This window comes from Variovorax sp. DAIF25, from assembly GCF_050711835.1.
Classification (GTDB): Bacteria; Pseudomonadota; Gammaproteobacteria; order Burkholderiales; family Burkholderiaceae_C; genus Variovorax.
In genome coordinates this window covers 1,599,383-1,616,678 of record NZ_CP136636.1, presented here as the reverse complement: position 1 = coordinate 1,616,678, position 17,296 = coordinate 1,599,383, and the positions used below count along the sequence as shown (strand labels likewise).

Here is a 17,296-nt window from a genome sequence, read left to right as displayed (position 1 = left end):
GGCGTTCAGGCCATGCCGTTGCCGAAGCGGGTGTCGGCCTGGCGCCTGAACTCGCTGGGCGTCATGCCCTTGATCTCGAGAAAGCGCCGGTTGAAGTTCGCCACGTTGTTGAAGCCGACCTGGTAGCAGATGTCGGTCACGTAGTGGTCGGTCTGCATCAGCAGGTGGCAGGCGCTGTTGATGCGCACGCGGTTGACGAAGTCGGTGAAGCTGTTGCCGGTGGAACGCCGGAAGAAGCGGCTGAAGCGGCTCTCGCTCATGCCGAGTTCGGCGGCCAGGTCGGCCATCGAGAGCTGCTCGGTCATGTTGTTGGTGATGCGGTTGACGATGCCGTTGATCTGGTCGACCTGCGCATCGCCGTCGGCGCCCTGCGCGCCCTGCATCTGCACGCTCGACAGCAGCCGGTAGTCGGTGCACTGCGCGAGGTCGGCCAGGAAGCCCAGGAACAGCCCGAGCCGGCGCACGCCGCGCGCGGCCTTGATGTCGTCCCAGTGCTGCTGCGCCTGCTGCGAGAGGCCGAAGAACTCGATGCCGTGGCGCGCGCGCTCGAGCAGCTGCATGACCTCGCGCAGTTCGGGAATCTGGGCCGCGGCCTGTTCGATCGGCTCGTGGCGGAACTGGATCACGCGGTCGCGCCCGGCGGCGCCGCCCTCGGGCACGTCGAGCGAGATCCAGTTGTGCGGCAGCCGCGGGCCGCACAGCACCAGGTGGCCGGGCTGGAACGGCCCGATCCAGTCGCCGATGAAGGCCTTGCCCGAGGTCTCGGTGATCAGGTGCAGCTCGTAGTCCTCGTGGAAGTGCCAGCGCACCAGCGGGCTCGGGAAACCGTGCGCCAGGCATCGCACCAGGCCGGTCTCCTCGGGCGCCTCGTAGCCCAACGAGGGCGAGCGCGCGAAGTCGCGCTCCAGCTCGGGCTGGCGCTGGCGGGGAATCGAACGCTTGCGGGTGGTGGTGGTCATGGCTGCATGCTCGCTCGCGGGCCGCGCCCGCTGCCAGAACGACTAGCGATTGTCTCCCTGCGCCAGCGCCGCCTGCACGGCCGCCAGCACCGGTGGATCGGCACCCTCGCGGGTGCAGTTCAGGGCCGCGGCGGTGGCGGCGAAGCGCATCACCGCGCGCCAGCCGTCGTCGCCGAGCGCCGCGAGCTGGTCGCGGTGCTCCACGCCCTGCTCGAGCAGCGCGACCGACAGGCCGGCCGTGAAGGTGTCGCCGGCGCCGATGGTGTCGACCACCTGCACGCGCGGCGCGGCCACCGACAGCGGCGCCTTGCCCGCGCGCCAGAGCGTGGCGCCCTCGCCGCCGCGCGTGACGATGACGGCGCGCGCGCCCGCGGCCAGGATCTCGGCCGCCAGCGCATCGACCGGGCGGTCCGGCGCCAGCAGCGCGGCATCCTCGTCGCTGAGCTTCACCAGGTCGGCCATCGCGAACCAGTTGGCGACACGCAGGCGATAGGCCGCGAGGTCGGGGATCAGGCTGGGCCGCACATTGGGATCGAACACGATCACGCAGCGGCCCGCGCTGGCGCTCACCAGGTCGGCGATGCGCGTCGCGGCCGGCTCCTGCAGCAGCGAGATCGAGCCGAAGTGCAGGAAGCGGCAGTCGGCCGGCAGCTGCGGCAGCGGCTCGGGTGCCCAGGTCGCGTCGGCACTGCCGTGCGTGTAGAAGGCATAGCGGTTGGTCTGCGGCGTGCGCTCGACGAAGGCCAGGGTCGAGGGCGCGCTGCTGCGCAGGATGAAGCCGGTGTCGACGCCGTTGCGTTCGAGGAAGGCCATCAGCCGCTCGCCGAACAGGTCGGTCGACAGCTGCGTGAAGAAGCCGGTGTGCTGGCCCAGCCGCGCGCAGGCCACGGCCGTGTTGAGCGGCGAGCCGCCCTCGTGGCCGAGGAAGGCCAGCGCGCCGGCCTCGCTGGCGGTGAAATCGATCAGGGCTTCGCCCGTGAGTGCAATGCGCATGGTGAGGACAGGATTTTCTTCGGTCAGTTCAGGGCGCCGGCGTCGTCCAGGAAGCCGCGTTCGGCAGCCAAGGTGGCGGGATGGTCGAGCAGTTCGGCGAACAGGCGCGGCGGGATCGTGATGGCGCCGACGCCCAGCGCGAGCAGCGACAGGTAGGCCTCGCGCGAGCGGATGCTCGCCACCAGCAGCCGCGTGCCCGCCGCGGGCCGCCGCGCGACCAGCGACTGCATGCGCGCGATCAGCGCGAGCCCGTCCTGGCCGGCATCCTCGAGCCGCCCGAGGTACGGCGCCGCATAGGCCGCGCCCAATTGCGCCGCGAAGTGCGCCTGCTCGGGCGCGTAGACGGCGGTCCAGGTCACGGGCACGCCCTGCGCGATCAGCCGCGCGCCGGCCACCAGGCCCTGGCGCGTGGCGGGAATCTTGATGACGAGCTGGCCGGCGTCGAACTTGGGCAGCAGCGCCTGCGCGTCCTCGAGCATGCCGTCGACCTCGCTCGAGTACACCTGCGCCTGCACCTGGCGCGCGCCCAGTTCGATGCAGCGCTGCAGCAGGCCGGGCACGTCGGCGCGGCCGACACCGGCGCGCTGGAGCAAGGTCGGGTTGGTCGTCACGCCATGGACGACCGGGTGCGGCAGGCAGGCCCGCAGCGCCGCCAGGTCGGCGCTGTCGAGGTAGAGATGGAAATCGTCGTTCATGGATCGCGTGCGGCGAGGTCGGCTATCTTCTCACCGGGCGGCCCGCGCTTCACCGCAAGGAAGGCAAGCGCTCCGATACTTTCCTGACTTCACTGCGGCATGCATCGCCATCTCAGCCCATGACGTTGCCGCCATCGACGTTCAAGGTCTGCGCCGTGATGTAGCGCGCCTCGTCGCTGGCCAGGAACACGGCCGCGCCCGCGATGTCGCCCGGCAGGCCCATGCGGCCCAGCGGCACCTCGAGCCCCACGCGCCGCTTCTTCTCGCCGAGGGCCAGTCCCTCGGCCCTGGCGAACAGGCTGTCGACCTGGTCCCACATCGGCGTGTCGACCACGCCGGGCGCGATGCCGTTGACGCGGATGCCGTGCGGCGCCATCGCGAGCGCCGCGCTCTGGGTGTAGCTGATCACGGCCGCCTTGGTGGCGCAGTAGTGCGACACCAGCGCCTCGCCGCGGCGCCCCGCTTGCGAGGCCATGTTGATGACCGAGGCGCCGCGGGTGCCGGCCTCGATCATGTGACGCAGCACGGCCTGCATGACGAAGAACATGCCCTTCACGTTGACCGCGAACAAGCGGTCGAACGAGGCCTCGTCGCTGTCGAGCAGCGGCGCGAGATCGAACACGGCGGCGTTGTTGAACAGCACGTGGATCGGCCCGAAAGCCACCTGCGCCTCCACCAGCAGGCGCGCGATGGCCTGCATGTCGGTCACGTCGGCGGCGATGTAGGCCAGGCGATCGGGATGGCGCTGCTGCAGTGCGCGCACCGCCTCGGAAGGCGCGGCCGCGCGATCGACCACGCTGCAGCGTGCGCCCTCGGCGATGCAGGCCTCGGCGACCGCCAGGCCGATGCCGCCGCCGGCGCCGGTCAGCAGCACATGGCGGTCCTGCAGCCGCGTGCTCATGCCTTGTCGCCGATGAAACTCGCGACACGCCCGCTCGCACGGCGCACCGCATCGACCAGCCGCGCGTCGCCCGCGATAGCGCCCCACAGGCCCGCGTCCGCGCACAGCGCGGCGACCGGGTCGGCCGCGTCGCAGATGGCATGCGCCACGGCTTCGTCCATGCCCTGGTCCTGGTAGGCATAGGGCAAGGTGCCGCGGTGCCAGCGCTGCAGGAAGGCCAGGAACAGCGCGGGCAGCATCGCCACGCTGTCGATGGGCTGGCCCGCGGCCAGCCGCTCGCGCACGGTCGGTGCGATGAAGCCCGGGATCTTCGAGAAGCCGTCGGCGGCCACGCGCTGGTTGGTGTCGCGGATGGCGGGGTTGCCGAAGCGGTCGAGCACCACGTCGCGGTAGGCCGCGAGGTCGATCGGGCTCGGGCTCAGGCAGGGAATGACGTCGTCGCTCACGTAGTCGAAGGCCATCTTGCGGATGGCGGCGTCGTGCGTGCCCTCGTGGATGAAGCCGAGGCCCACCAGCGTGCCGGCCCAGGCGATGCAGCTGTGGGTGGCGTTGAGGATGCGGATCTTGGCTTCCTCGTAGGGCTGCACCGAGTCGACCAGTTCGACACCCACGCGCGCCCAGTCGGGGCGGCCGGCCGCGAAGTCGTCCTCGATGACCCATTGGATGAAGCTCTCGCCGGTGATCGCGGCCGCGTCGTCGCGACCGGTGGCGGCCTTCACGCGCGCGCGCAGCTCGGGCGGCGGGCGCGGCGTGATGCGGTCGACCATGGCATTGGGGCAGCGCGTGTTCGCCTGCGTCCAGGCCAGCAGCTCGATATCGCCCGCGCGCTCGATGAACTCGAGCAGGCCGGCGCGGAAGCGCTCGCCGTTGTGGCGCAGGTTGTCGCAGTTCAGCAGCGTGAGCGGCCCTGCGTCGGCGGCCTTGCGCGCGCGCAGGATCGCGCAGACGGCGCCGTAGATGGTCACGCCCGCGCCGCCGGCCTCGCCCTTGGCGGCACGCGCGATGTCGGCCACCAGGTCGGCGAAGGACAGGTCGAGCCGGCCCTTGGTGTCGAGGTAGTAGCCGGCCTCGGTGACGGTGAAGGAGACGATGCGCGTCGAGGGCGCGGCGCCGCGCGCGATCGGGCCGGCGAGCGAAGGCTCGTAGGGCAGCACCTCGCGGATGGCCTCGATCTGCTCGTAGCGGTACTCGCCCGCGGGCGAGACGGTCTCGAGCGTGTAGCGGCCGCCCTGGGCGCGCAGCGCCTCGACGACCTCGGCCATGTCGGGCCGGATGTTGGCGCCCGAGATCGACCAGCGCGTGTCGCCCGCGTCGATCAGCCGCTGCAGGTAGACCGCCTGGTGCGCCCGGTGGAAGGACCCGAGGCCGAGGTGGAGCACCGTGAACTCCGAGGGAGCGGGTGGAAGGGGCGCTGCTGCGAGAGTCACGAAGAATGTCCCGGAAGAGGAATGAAACGAGAGAAGAGGTTCAGGCCGCGACCGCGCGCCCGTCGCGCGTGAACAGGTGCAGCACGGAGGGATCGAGCTCGACCGCCACGTCGTCGCCGGCCTGCAGCGGCGTGCGATCGTTCTGGCGCGCCACCAGCGGCACGCCGCCCACGTCGACGTGGATCAGCGTGTCGGCGCCCAGCGCCTCGATCAGCTCGACGCGGCCCTGCACGTCCGACACCGGTGCACCGGCCTTCGCATGCACGCGCAGGCCCTCGGGCCGCACGCCGAGGAAGCCGTCGCTCGGCAGCCGGCCGCCGGTGGCGGCCGAGAAGCTCGGGATGGCGCTGGCCGCCACCATGTTCATCGAGGGCATGCCGATGAACTGCGCGACGAACTGGTTGGCCGGGCGGTCGTAGAGCTCGAGCGGCGTGCCGACCTGCTCGATCAGCCCGTCCTTGAGCACCACCACGCGGTCGGCCAGGGTCATGGCCTCGACCTGGTCGTGCGTGACGTAGATGGTGGTCGCACCGAGCGCGCGGTGCAGCTTGTGGATCTCCACCCGCGTGTTGCCGCGCAGCGCGGCGTCGAGGTTGGACAGCGGCTCGTCGAACAGGAACACCTTGGGCGCGCGCACGATGGCACGGCCGATGGCCACGCGCTGGCGCTGGCCGCCCGAGAGGTCCTTGGGCAGGCGGTCGAGGTACTGCGTGAGGTTCAGCGTCTTCGCCGCGTACTCGACCTTGGTCTTGATCTCGGACTTGCTCGTGCCCGCGAGCTTGAGCGCGAAGGACATGTTGTCGTACACGCTCATGTGCGGATAGAGCGCATAGCTCTGGAACACCATCGCGAGGTCGCGCTTGCCCGAGGGCGCCCAGGTGATGTCCTTGCCGTCGAGCAGCAGGTTGCCGCTGCTGATCGGCTCGAGCCCCGCGATCAGCCGCAGCAGGGTGGACTTGCCGCAGCCCGAGGGACCGACGAAGACGATGAACTCGCCTTTCTGGATCTCGAGGTCGACGCCCTTGATGATGTCGACTTCGCCGAAGCTCTTCTTGATGTTCTTCAGTTGGAGGTAGGCCATGGGGTGTCTCCCTTTCTTTACTTGACGGCGCCGAAGGTCAGGCCTTGCACCAGTTGCTTCTGGCTGAACCAGCCGAACACGACGATGGGCGCGATGGCCATCAGCGAGGCCGCCGACAACTTGGCCCAGAACAGGCCCTCGGGGCTCGAGTACGAGGCGATCAGCGTGGCCAGCGTGCCGGCCTTGGCGGAGGTGAGGTTGAGCGCCCAGAAGGCCTCGTTCCAGCTCAGCACCAGGCACAGCAGGCCGGTGGAGGCGAGGCCGCCGACCGACAGCGGCAGCACGACATGGCGGAACTCGGTCCACAGGCTCGCGCCGTCCATGCGCGCGGCCTCGAGGATCTCGTTCGGGATGTCCTTGTAGGCGCTGTAGAGCATCCACACCATGATCGGCAGGTTCGACAGCGTGAACACGATGGTCAACGCGCTCAGCGAATCCAGCAGGCCCGCGGTCTGCGCGAGCACGTAGATCGGCACCAGCGCGCCCACGGCCGGCATCATCTTGGTCGAGAGCATCCACATCAGGATGTCGCGCGTCTTCTTGGTGCGGAAGAAGGCCATCGAGTACGCGGCCGGCGCCGCGATCAACAGGCCGAGGATGGTCGAGCCCAGGCTGGTGATCAGCGAGTTGCGCGCGTACAGCAGGTAGTCGCTGCGCCGTTGCACCTCGCCGAAGTTGTCGAGCGTGGGCTCGAAGATGAACAGCGGCGGCACGTGGATCGCCTGCAGCTCGGTCTTGAAGGCCGTGAGGAACAGCCAGCCGAGCGGGAAGAACAGCAGCAGCGCGACGGCCCAGGCACCGACGGTGCGCAGCAGTTGCGGCAGGAAGTTGCTGGGAGCTTGTTGTTGCATGGTTCAGCTACTCCATCGTGCGGTGGGCAAGACACGGCCCATTCCAGGAACACCACGGAACCGGCTTTGCCGGGCCGTTGGTGTTGCCCCCTGCAAGGGGGTTGGCGAAGCGACACGAAGTGCGCGAAGACTGGGGGGGTGCAACATGACTAGTCCAGGTTCTTGCCGATGATGCGGATCAGGAACACGGCCACGATGTTGGCCAGCACCACCGCGAACAGCGCGCCGGCCGAGGCCACGCCCACGTCGAAGTTCATGAGCGACTGCTTGAAGATCATGTAGGTCATGTTCGTGCTCTCGTTGCCCGGGCCGCCATTGGTGGTGATGGCGATCTCGGCGAACACGCTGAGCAGGAAGATCATCTCGATCATGATCACCACCGCCATCGGGCGCGCGAGGTGCGGCACGGTGAGGTAGAAGAAGCGCTGGAACGCGCTCGCGCCGTCCATGCGCGCGGCCTCCATCTGCTCGCGGTCGAGCGACTGCAGCGAGGTGATGAAGATCAGGCAGGCGAACGGCAGCCATTGCCAGGCCACCATGATGATCACCGACAGCAGGGGCACGTCGGTGAGCCAGTCGATCGGCTGGGCGCCGAAGGCGCGCCACACGTCGGCCAGGATGCCGTAGATCGGGTTCATCATCATGTGCTTCCACAGCAGCGCGTTGACCGCGGGCATGACGAAGAAGGGCGAGATCAGCAGCACGCGCACGATGCCGCGGCCCGGGAAGGGTTCGTTGACCAGCAGCGCGAGCAGCACGCCGAGCACCACGGTGATGCCGATCACGCTGCCGATCAGCAGCAGCGTGTTCCAGGTCGCGGGCCAGAAGTCCGGGTCGGTGACGAAGTACTCGAAGTTGGCGAGGCCCGCGAAGGGATGGTCGCCGGGCTGCATGAGGTTGTAGTTCACGAACGAGAAGTACAACGTCATCGCGAGCGGCACGATCATCCAGAGGAAGAGCGTGAGCACGGCCGGCGCCATGAGTGCGCGGGGCAGGAGTCTTTTCATGGGTGGTCCCTTCTCTCTTCTGTCTGGCACCTTCCCCCTCTGGGGGAAGGTGGGGATGGGGGCTGCTGCGATCGAGCGCGGCAACGGACGACGCGCCGTGCGTGCCCCCACCCCGGCCCTCCCCCGGAGGGGAGGGAGCAAGCCACGAGGCTTACTTGTAGTAGCCGGCCTTCTTCATCTCACGCTCGGCCGTGGTCTGCGAAGTCTTCAGCGCCTGGTCGACCGTGACCTTGCCCGCGAGTGCCGCGCTCATCTGCTGGCCCACCGCCACGCCGATGGCCTGGAACTCGGGGATGGCCGCGTACTGCACGCCGACGTAGGGCGACTTCGGCAGCGTGCTGTCGCTGAGGTTGGCGCCGTCGATGGCCTTCTTCTCGGCGGCAGCGAACTTCGCGACCTTCTGGAACTCGGGGTTCGCGTAGGTCGACTTGCGCGTGCCGGTGGGCACCGCGCCCCAGCCGTGCTCCTTGGCGACGAGGTTGACGTAGTCCTTCGAGGTGGCCCACTTCACGAAGGTCTGGGCGGCGGCGGCCTTGGTCGAGCTGGCGGGGATCGCCAGGTTCCAGGTCCACAGCCAGTTGGCGCCCTTGGGCGTGACAGCAACGGGTGCCTGCGCGAAAGCCACCTTGTCGGCCACCTTCGACTGCTTGGGATCGCTGATGAACGAGGCCGCGATGGTCGCGTCGACCCACATGCCGCACTTGCCTTCATTGAACAGCGCGAGGTTCTCGTTGAAGCTGTTGGCCGAAGCGCCCGGCGGGCCGTAGGCCTTCATCAGGTCGACGTAGAAGCCGATCGCGTCCTTCCAGGGCTTGGTGTCGATCTGCGGCTTCCACTGCATGTCGAACCACTGGCCGCCGTTGGTGTTGACCAGCGTGGTCAGGAAGGCCATGTTGTCGCCCCAACCCGGCTTGCCGCGCAGGCACATGCCGTAGACGCCGGCCTTCGGGTCGTGGATCTTGCCGGCCAGCTCCTTCACCTGGTTCCAGGTCGGCTGCTCGGGCATCTGGAAGCCGACCTTGTCGGCCAGGTCCTTGCGGTACATGAGCATCGAGCTCTCGCCGTAGAACGGCGCGGCGTAGAGCTTGCCCTGGTACGACAGGCCGTCGCGGATCGCGGGCAGCAGGTCGTCGGCGTCGTAGGCGGCGTCGGTGGCGATGGGCTGCAGCCAGCCCTTCTTCGACCAGATCGGCGCTTCGTAGAGGCCGATGGTCATCACGTCGAACTGGCCGCCCTTGGTGGCGATGTCGGTGGTCACGCGCTGGCGCAGCGTGCCCTCTTCCAGCGTGACCCACTTGAGCTTGATATCGGGATTGGCCTTCTCGAAGAAGGGCGTGAGCTTCTGCATCTCGATCATGTGGCCGTTGTTGACGGTCGCGATCACGAGTTCGGTGGCAGCCTGGGCGACGAGCCCGGTGCCGGCGAGTGCGAGGACGAGGCCCGCTTTCAGAAAACGCTGCATGTTGTCTCCTAGAGGGTGAGCGACGCCCCCTCGGGTCGCCGTGCCCGGATTCTGGATAAACATGCTTGCGGTTTTGGTACTTCGAATGTCAACGACGGTACTTTCATGCACCGATTGGCTAGTGAATTCCCTAATCAACGCAATACAGCATGTGCCACAGGCAATCCAAAGCGTTCAGCCGGTGCCCAGCAGCTGCCGGCGGAACTGGGCCGCCGCGGGCGAGAGCGCCCGCCCCTCGCGCGTGACCAGGCAGATCGGCGGCACGCGCACCGGCAGCTCGATCGGCACCACCCGCAGCAGGCCCAGCCGCGCGTAGTGCCGGGCCTGCGAGGCGGGCATGACGGCCGCCATGTCGGAGCTCTCGAGCAGCGCGGTGATGGCGATCGGCGAGGCGGTCTCGAGGATGTCGAGCCGCGCCTGCACGCCGGCCTCGCGCATCGCGGCCTCGAAGCGCCCGCGCTGCGGCGAGCCCGGCGGCTGCAGCACCCACTGCCAGGCCGCCAGGTCGGCCAGCGTGAGGCCCTCGCGCTCGAAGGCCGGATGGCCGCCGCGCACCACCACCACCTGCGATTCGCCGAGCAGCGGCACGCTGGCGTAGCGCGATTCGTCGTGCCCGTCGGTGAGCCGGCCCAGCACCAGGTCGACGTCGCCCTGCTCGAGCTGGGCCTGCATCACGTCGCTGGTCTCGACCACCACCGACACCGCCACCTGCGGATGGCGCCGGCGGTATTCGACCAGCGCCGGCGCCAGCAGCTCGGGCACGGCGCCCGGCACGCTGCCCACGCGCAGCGCGCCGCTGAGGCCGGAGCGCAGCGCCAGCATCTCCTCGCGCGCGCTGCCGAAGTCGCTGACCACGCGGTGGGCGTAGCGCACCAGGATCTCGCCGTAGGCGGTGGGCTCCATGCCGCGCGCCAGCCGCTCGAACAGCTTCTCGCCGAGCGAATCCTCGAGCTGCTGCAACAGCTTGGTGGCCGCGGGCTGGCTGATGTTCATGGCCTCGGCCGCGCGGCCCAGGTGGCGGTGGGCGTCGAGGCGCACCAGCAGCAGCAGCTGGCGCGGTCGCACCTGCAGCATCAGCGAGGCATCGGGCGAGGTTTTCTGGACGGTCATCACTAAAAGTATATGAAGCCCGCGGCAATTTCGATTGGATCGCGAGGAGCGAACGGCCTACCCTGCGGCTTCGCCATGCATGGAAAGCAATGGCGCTCAAGACCAACAAGCAGGAGACAACCCCGATGCGCCCCTTTTCCCTGGCCTTCCGGCACCGACGCGCCGCCTTCTTCGCCGCCGCGTTCGCGCTGGCCACCGGCCTCGCCTCAGCCCAGACTGCGCCCGCCTACCCCGACAAGCCGCTGCGCATCATGGTCGGCGCCTCGCCGGGCGGCGGCACCGACATCCTGGCGCGCGTGCTGGCCGACAAGCTCTCGCCCGCGCTCAAGCAGCCGGTGGTGGTCGAGAACCGGCCCGGCGCCTCCAACACCATCGCGGGCGAGCTCACGGCGCGCGCGCCGGCCGACGGCGCCACGCTGCTCCTGGCCACCAACACCGCGCAGGCGGTGGCGCCGCACATCCTCAAGCTCAAGTACGACCCGCTCAAGGACCTGCAGCCGCTGGGCCTGGTGGCCGTGATGCCCAACGTGCTGGTGGTGTCGGCCAGCTCGCCCTACAAGTCGGTGAAGGACCTACTGGCCGCGATGGCGGCCCGGCCCGGCGGCTTCAAGTACGCCTCCTCGGGCATCGGCAGCACGCAGCACGTGGGCGGCGAGGCCTTCAACCTGGCCACCGGCATGAAGTCGGTGCACGTGCCCTACAAGGGCAGCTCGCAGGCGCACATCGACATCATCTCGGGCGAGGTCGAGATGATGTTCGACAGCACCTCCTCGGCCATGGGCCAGATCAAGGCCGGCAAGTTCCGCGCGCTGGCCGTGAGCGCGCCGCAGCGCTCGCCCGAACTGCCCGACGTGCCCACGCTGGCCGAACAGGGCGTCAAGGGCGCCGACGTCTCGACCTGGTACGGCCTCTACGTGACCGCCGGCACGCCGCGCCCGGCCGTCGAGCGCCTGAGCGCCGAGCTCGCGCGCAGCCTGCAGCTGCCCGACGTGCAGGCCCGCATCAAGGCCCTGGGCGGCGAGCCCGGCAACCTGATCGGCGAACCCTTCGCCGCCATGAACCGGCAGGAGTTCGAGCACTACGGCCAGCTCGTGCGCGCCGCCAACATCAAGGCCGAATGAGGCCGTCCCCCGCTTTTTCTCCACCGACGATCGCCATGTCCACTCCTTCGAAGATTCCGACCGTGACCTCCGCCAAGCCCCGCATCGCCGTGCTGCTCGGCGACCCCAGCGGGGTCGGCCCCGAGATGGCGGTCAAGCTGCTCGCGCGCCAGCGCAACCTCGACGCCGCGCGCGTGCTGCTGATCGCCGACCCGGTGGTGCTGGCCGCGGGCGAGCGCATCGCCGGCGCCAGGCTCGATCCGCTCGCGGCCGAGAGCCTCGACACGCTGCGCTTCGAGGACGGCCGGCCCTCGCTGCTGGCCTGCGACTGGATGGAGGGCGCCGAGCCGGTGCTCGGCGAATCGAACGAGGCCTCGGGCCGTGCCTCCTTCGAGGCGCTCGAGCTCGCGACCGCGGCCGTGCGCCGCGGCCAGGTCGACGCGATCCTGTTCGCGCCGCTCAACAAGCATTCGCTGCGCCTGGGCGGCCTGGTGCACGAGGACGAGCTGCGCTACATGCAGGCGCGCTTCGCGGTGCCGGGCTTCGTCTGCGAGTTCAACCTCACGGGCGCGCTGTGGACCTCGCGCGTGACCTCGCACATTCCGCTCAAGGACGTGGCGAGCCACATCACGGGCGAAGGCGTGCGCGACGCGGTGAAGATCATCGCCGCGGCACTGCGACAGTCGGGCGTGGCGCAGCCGCGCATCGCGGTCTCGGGGCTCAACCCGCATGCCGGCGACGGCGGCTCGATCGGCATGGAGGAGATCGAGATCATCGGCCCGGCCATCGAACGGCTGCGCGCCGAGGGCTACGACGCGCGCGGCCCGTTCTCGCCCGACACGGTGTTCATCGGCGCGCGGCGCGGCGACGTCGATGCGGTGGTTTCGATGTACCACGACCAGGGCCAGATCGCGATGAAGCTCATGGGCTTCGAGCAGGGCGTGACCCTGCACGGCGGCCTGCCCGTGCCGGTGGCCACCTCGGCCAGCGGCAGCGCCTTCGACATCGCGGGCCAGGGCATCGCGCAGATCGAGGGCTTGCAGCAGGCCTTCGACCTGTGCCTGCGCATGGCCAGCGGTGCGCCGGTGCGCGCGGCCGCGACGGCCGAGGCCTGAATCGGCGGTGGCCAGAAAAAAGGGCCGCATGCGCGGCCCTGTCGAATCGTTGTTCTGCGAGTCCCGGGTCTTCAGACGCCCGGCGGCTGGCCGTAGGCGTTGGCCTCGGGCTGGCTGGGCTGGACGAAGAAATAGATCAGCACCAGGTTGATCAGCGGAATGATCATCAGCAGCTGGAACCAGCCGCTCTTGCCGATGTCGTGCAGGCGGCGCGAGCCCGCGGCCAGCACGGGCAGCAGGAAGCCCAGCGCGGCGACCAGGTAGACGATCTGGTGGATGAAGCTGGCGACGATCAGAACGACCACCTCGGCCAATATGAACCACCAGAACTCGGAGCGCGAGGCGCGCCCACTGAAATCCGTGTACTTCTGAAAGCAGGTCTTGACCGCTGTTTGAAAATCCATTTGATCGGCTCCTCTTGAGGTCCCCGGGAAATTTCCCGGGGCCATCATATCGGCGCCTTCTTCAACGGCAATGGCAACGAATGGCGTACTTCGAATGGCCAAGCGCTCACTGCGCGGGCGGGCTCAGCCGCTGCAGCAGGCCCGCGGTCGAGGCATCGAGGCCCGTGACGTCGCCCGAGGAAAGCCGCGGCTCGATGTCCCGCGCGAGCACCTTGCCGAGCTCCACGCCCCACTGGTCGAAGCTGTTGATGCCCCACAGCGCGCCGCTGGTGAACACGCGGTGTTCGTACAGCGCGATGAAGGCGCCGAGCGCCTCGGGCGTGAGCTTCTCGAACACGAAGAAGCTGCTGGGCCGGTTGCCCGGGAAGTTCTTGTGCCCGCCCGCGTCGAGCTTGCCCACCATCAGCGCCTGCGCCTGCGCGAGCGCGTTGGCCAGCAGCTTCGGGTGGTGGCCCTCGAGGTCGTGCGAGGCATCGCGCACCGCGAGGAACTCCAGCGGGATCACGTCGGTGCCCTGGTGCAGCATCTGGAAGTAGGCATGCTGGCCGTTGGTGCCCGGCTCGCCCCACAGCACGGGCGAGGTGCCCAGGCCCGGCGGCAGCGCGGCACCGGTCGCGTCGACCTGCTTGCCGTTGCTCTCCATCTCGAGCTGCTGCAGGTAGGCCGGCAGCCGCTTCAATGCGCTGTGATAGGGCGCGATGCTGCGGCTGGTGAAGCGGTGGAAGTTGCGATACCAGACGTCGAGCAGGCCGAGGCGCATCGGCAGGTTCTGCGCCAGCGGCGCGGTGCGGAAGTGCTCGTCCATCGCATGCGCGCCCGCCAGCAGCCGGCGGAAGCCCTCGGCGCCGATGGCCAGCGCGATCGGCAGGCCGATGGCCGACCACAGCGAATAGCGCCCGCCCACCCAGTCCCAGAAGCCGAAGGTGGTCTCGATGCCGAACTTGTTGGCCGCTTCCACGTTGGTGGTGAGCGCCGCGAAGTGGCCCGCGATGTCGTTGCCGCCCGACTGCTCGTACCAGCGCCTGGCGGACTGCGCGTTGGTCATCGTCTCGGCCGTGGTGAAGGTCTTCGAGGCGATCAGGAACAGCGTGTGCTCGGGCGCGAGGCCCTCGAGCACGCCGTCGAGCTCGTGGCCGTCGACGTTCGAGACGAAATGGAAGTGCTTGCCCGGCGCCGCGAATTCCGCGAGCGCGAGCACCGCCATCTGCGGGCCGAGGTCGGAACCGCCGATGCCGATGTTGACCACGTCGGTGATGGTGTGGTCGCCGCGCACCTTCTCGGCGTAGGCGAGCATGGCGTCGAGCGTTTCGTGGACCTCGCGCAATTGCGGCGCTGTCTTGCCGACCTTGGCATCGGCCGGCGCGCGCAGCAGCGTGTGCAGCACCGCGCGGTCTTCCGTGTTGTTGATGTGCTCGCCCGCGAACATCGCGTCGCGGTGCGCCTCGAGGCCGCACTCGCGCGCGAGCGCGAACAGCAGCGCTTCCACGCGCGCATCGATCAGGTTCTTCGACAGGTCGGCGAACAGGTACGGCGCCTCCTGGCTGAAGTGCGCGAAGCGGCCGGCGTCGTCGACGAAGGCATGGCGCAGGTCGAACTGGCGGCCCGCGGTCTCGAAGTACGACTGCAGCTGCGCCCAGGCCGGTGCGCGGTCGCAGCGAAGCGGGGTCGTCATGATCAGCGGCCGCTTTCCTGCATCAGCTTCTCGAGCTTGATCGCATCGGCCGCGAAGGCGCGGATGCCCTCGGCGAGCTTCTCGGTGGCCATCGCGTCCTCGTTGAGCGCGAAGCGGAAGCCGGCCTCGTCGTAGGCGATTTTCTCGGCCTTGCCCTGCGCGGCGGCCTTGGCATCGAGCGCATGCTCGAGCGGCTCGTTGCTCGCGGCCAGCTCGGCCAGCAGCTCGGGGCTGATGGTCAGCAGGTCGCAGCCGGCGAGCGCCTGGATCTGGCCCACGTTGCGGAAGCTCGCGCCCATCACCTCGGTCTTGATGCCGTTGGCCTTGTAGTACTCGAAGATCTGGCGCACCGACTTCACGCCGGGGTCGTTGGCGCCGGCGTTGGCGGCCTCGTCCCACTTGGCGCCCGCGGACTTCTTGTACCAGTCGTAGATGCGGCCGACGAAGGGCGAGATCAGCTGCACGCCGGCCGCGCCGCAGGCCACGGCCTGCGCGAACGAGAACAGCAGCGTGAGGTTGGTGCGGATGCCCTTGCTCTCGAGCTGGCGCGCGGCCTCGATGCCTTCCCAGGTGGAGGCGACCTTGATCAGCAGGCGCTTCTCGGTGTCGATGCCCTCGGCCTTGTAGAGCTCCGTGATGCGCTCGCCGCGCGCCACGGTGGCGGCGGTGTCGAAGGACAGGCGCGCATCGACCTCGGTGGAAACGCGGCCCGGGATGATCGAGAGGATCTCGGTGCCGAAGCGCACCAGCAGGCGGTCGATGACCTCGTCGAGCGGCTTGCCCGCATGCTTCTTCACGCCCTCGTCGAGCAGCGGACGGTACTCGGGCTTCTGGACCGCCTTGAGGATCAGCGACGGATTGGTGGTCGCGTCCTGCGGCTTGGAGGCGCTGAGCTGCTTGAAGTCGCCGGTGTCGGCGACCACGGTGGTCCATTGACGGAGTGCATCGAGTTGGTTCATGGCAATGATTATGTTGCGGTGATGGCGACGGGGCCTGCACGCTGTTGCATGCGGGCCGATGCTTTCATGCGCACCGTAGCACGGCTTGGCACCCTGTTCCATGACGGCGCGAACAACATGCGGCCAGCAGGGTTTCGGCCCCATGCCGCCCTACAGGCGCTGTGGTCCACGGCTGACGGCGCCGGCCCGCGGACCCGCCTAGGCTGAAGAATCCTTTCCTTTGCGAATCGCCGGATTCGCCGTCCCGACCCCCAGGAGCCCCCTACATGCAGCGCAGACTTCCTCCCGCAGCCTCCACCGACCTCGCCACCTTCGACGACCGCCGCACCAGTGCCGCCATCGGCACGCTGGCCACGGCCTTCGTGATCGGCGGCGCGGCGGCCTGGCTCGCGCTGGATGCCGCGCGCCGCTCGCGCGTCAAGTTGGCCGGCCCGGCCGACGGCGCCCCGCTGATGCGCGCGCCGCTGCAGGTGGTGGCGCCGGTGGACCTGCACCGCTATGCCGGCCTCTGGCACGAACAGGCGCGGCTTCCGAACCGCTTCCAGAAATCCTGCGCCGGCCCGGTCACGGCCAATTACACGCCGCGGCCCGACGGCACGATCGAGGTGCTCAACCGCTGCGAACGCGCCGACGGCAATTTCGAGGAATCGCTGGGCACCGCGCGCGTGGTGCCGGTGGCGGGCCAGCCCGGCGCGGGCCGGCTCGAGGTGCGCTTCGCGCCCTCGTGGCTGGCCTGGCTGCCGGTGGTGTGGGGCGACTACTGGATCCTGAAGCTGGACCGCGACTACCAGGTGGCGCTGGTCGGCACGCCGAATCGCGAGTACCTGTGGGTGCTGTCGCGCGCCCCCTGCCTGGACGACGCAACGCTGCAGGCCGAACTCGACTACGCGGGCAGCCTGGGCTTCGACATCGACAAGGTCGAGCGCACCGGCAGGTAGCGCGAGAGCTGGGTCGCGAGCGTGGCCGGCGCGGTGCAGTGGATCGCGTGCCAGCCGAAGGCGCGCGCGGCTTCCACGTTGGGGGCCGAATCGTCGATGAACACCGTCTGCTCCGCCGCCAGCGCATGGCGCACCGCGAGCAGTTCGTAGATCTCGCGATGCGGCTTCAGGAACTTCACGTCGCCCGAGAACACGCCGCCGTCGAAACGCCGCATGAAGCCATGGCGCGCCATGATCGCGCGTGCATAGGGCGCGGGCATGTTCGAGAGGTAGTAGAGCTTCAGCGGCTCGCCGGCCTCGCGGCGCTCGAACAGATCCTCGAGCAGCGCCACCGTGACATCGATGGGCGCCAGCCGTTCGCCGAGTCCGTCGAGCATGGCCAGCAGCCGGTCGGCCGGCAGCGAGAGCCGGGCCGCCATGCGGGCGACGGCTTCCTCGAGCGTGCGGGTGCCGCAGTCGAAGCTGGTCCAGTCGTCGTGATGGAAAAGCGCGCGGCCCAGGGCCGCTGCGGCGGATTCAGTGGGCGCATGCTCCGCCAGATGGGCCTGGACCAGCCGGGTGGGCTCCCAGGTGAAGAGCACGGCGCCAAGATCGAAAACCACGTTCATGGCGCCATTGTTCC

Annotated in this window: 17 protein-coding genes; 3 read left to right on the top strand and 14 right to left on the bottom strand. The window is 69.2% G+C overall.

Translation table 11 applies throughout. The annotated features are described in order from the left end of the window. Positions 1-5: 5 nt before the first annotated feature. From R0232_RS07425 to R0232_RS07380, 10 genes are all read right to left on the bottom strand, one after another. Positions 6-959, bottom strand: coding sequence for an AraC family transcriptional regulator (locus R0232_RS07425; RefSeq protein WP_057594072.1), 954 nt, complete (start codon positions 957-959; stop codon positions 6-8). A 42-nt stretch (positions 960-1,001) separates the two neighbouring features. Then, the gene (locus tag R0232_RS07420; protein ID WP_431511726.1) at positions 1,002-1,952 is read right to left on the bottom strand and encodes a carbohydrate kinase family protein; all 951 of its coding nucleotides are present in this window, start codon (positions 1,950-1,952) and stop codon (positions 1,002-1,004) included. A gap of 23 nt (positions 1,953-1,975) precedes the next feature. Then, positions 1,976-2,647, bottom strand: a complete 672-nt coding sequence (locus R0232_RS07415) for a transaldolase family protein (RefSeq protein ID WP_093352136.1) — start codon at positions 2,645-2,647, stop codon at positions 1,976-1,978. 112 nt (positions 2,648-2,759) lie between these two features. Beyond that, the gene (locus R0232_RS07410) at positions 2,760-3,548 is read right to left on the bottom strand and encodes an L-iditol 2-dehydrogenase (RefSeq protein ID WP_431511725.1); all 789 of its coding nucleotides are present in this window, start codon (positions 3,546-3,548) and stop codon (positions 2,760-2,762) included. Continuing rightward, positions 3,545-4,927 (bottom strand): D-arabinitol 4-dehydrogenase, encoded by a 1,383-nt coding sequence (gene dalD, locus R0232_RS07405; protein ID WP_431512872.1) that lies wholly within the window; start codon positions 4,925-4,927, stop codon positions 3,545-3,547. Before dalD ends, R0232_RS07410 begins: the two co-directional genes overlap by 4 nt. Before the next feature lie 88 nt (positions 4,928-5,015). Next, the gene (locus R0232_RS07400; RefSeq protein WP_208509899.1) at positions 5,016-6,056 is read right to left on the bottom strand and encodes an ABC transporter ATP-binding protein; all 1,041 of its coding nucleotides are present in this window, start codon (positions 6,054-6,056) and stop codon (positions 5,016-5,018) included. Positions 6,057-6,073: 17 nt separating this feature from the next. Continuing rightward, positions 6,074-6,907, bottom strand: a complete 834-nt coding sequence (locus R0232_RS07395) for a carbohydrate ABC transporter permease (RefSeq protein WP_093352143.1) — start codon at positions 6,905-6,907, stop codon at positions 6,074-6,076. Positions 6,908-7,056: 149 nt separating this feature from the next. Further along, the gene (locus R0232_RS07390) at positions 7,057-7,914 is read right to left on the bottom strand and encodes a carbohydrate ABC transporter permease (protein ID WP_093352146.1); all 858 of its coding nucleotides are present in this window, start codon (positions 7,912-7,914) and stop codon (positions 7,057-7,059) included. 151 nt (positions 7,915-8,065) lie between these two features. Next, positions 8,066-9,376, bottom strand: a complete 1,311-nt coding sequence (locus tag R0232_RS07385; RefSeq protein ID WP_296783187.1) for an ABC transporter substrate-binding protein — start codon at positions 9,374-9,376, stop codon at positions 8,066-8,068. A gap of 174 nt (positions 9,377-9,550) precedes the next feature. Beyond that, entirely contained in the window at positions 9,551-10,486 is a 936-nt protein-coding gene (locus tag R0232_RS07380) for a LysR family transcriptional regulator (protein WP_256222905.1), read from the bottom strand. Positions 10,487-10,611: 125 nt separating this feature from the next. Between R0232_RS07380 and R0232_RS07375 the strand changes: the two genes are divergently transcribed. Then, a complete protein-coding gene (locus R0232_RS07375; protein ID WP_431511724.1) occupies positions 10,612-11,607 on the top strand; it encodes a Bug family tripartite tricarboxylate transporter substrate binding protein in 996 nt (331 codons plus the stop codon). A 35-nt stretch (positions 11,608-11,642) separates the two neighbouring features. Next, positions 11,643-12,701 carry a 4-hydroxythreonine-4-phosphate dehydrogenase PdxA gene (locus R0232_RS07370; RefSeq protein ID WP_431511723.1) on the top strand — a complete coding sequence of 353 codons (1,059 nt, stop codon included), beginning with the start codon at positions 11,643-11,645 and terminating at the stop codon, positions 12,699-12,701. 71 nt (positions 12,702-12,772) lie between these two features. Here the strand turns inward: R0232_RS07370 and R0232_RS07365 are convergent, their stop codons facing one another. The 3 genes from R0232_RS07365 to tal form a co-directional block, all read right to left on the bottom strand. Next, on the bottom strand, positions 12,773-13,105 hold the full coding sequence (locus R0232_RS07365; protein ID WP_431511722.1) for a DUF805 domain-containing protein: 333 nt from the start codon (positions 13,103-13,105) through the stop codon (positions 12,773-12,775). Positions 13,106-13,211: 106 nt separating this feature from the next. Next, positions 13,212-14,777: a glucose-6-phosphate isomerase gene (gene pgi, locus R0232_RS07360; RefSeq protein ID WP_431511721.1), complete on the bottom strand. Its 1,566-nt coding sequence runs from the start codon at positions 14,775-14,777 to the stop codon at positions 13,212-13,214. A gap of 2 nt (positions 14,778-14,779) precedes the next feature. Then, a complete protein-coding gene (tal, locus tag R0232_RS07355; protein ID WP_431511720.1) occupies positions 14,780-15,736 on the bottom strand; it encodes a transaldolase in 957 nt (318 codons plus the stop codon). 266 nt (positions 15,737-16,002) lie between these two features. Here tal and R0232_RS07350 point away from each other — a divergent pair, with 266 nt between their 5' ends. After that, entirely contained in the window at positions 16,003-16,674 is a 672-nt protein-coding gene (locus tag R0232_RS07350; RefSeq protein ID WP_431511719.1) for a lipocalin family protein, read from the top strand. Here R0232_RS07350 and R0232_RS07345 read toward each other — a convergent pair. Next, entirely contained in the window at positions 16,620-17,282 is a 663-nt protein-coding gene (locus R0232_RS07345) for an HAD family hydrolase (protein ID WP_431511718.1), read from the bottom strand. The genes R0232_RS07350 and R0232_RS07345 overlap by 55 nt on opposite strands. Positions 17,283-17,296: the final 14 nt, after the last annotated feature.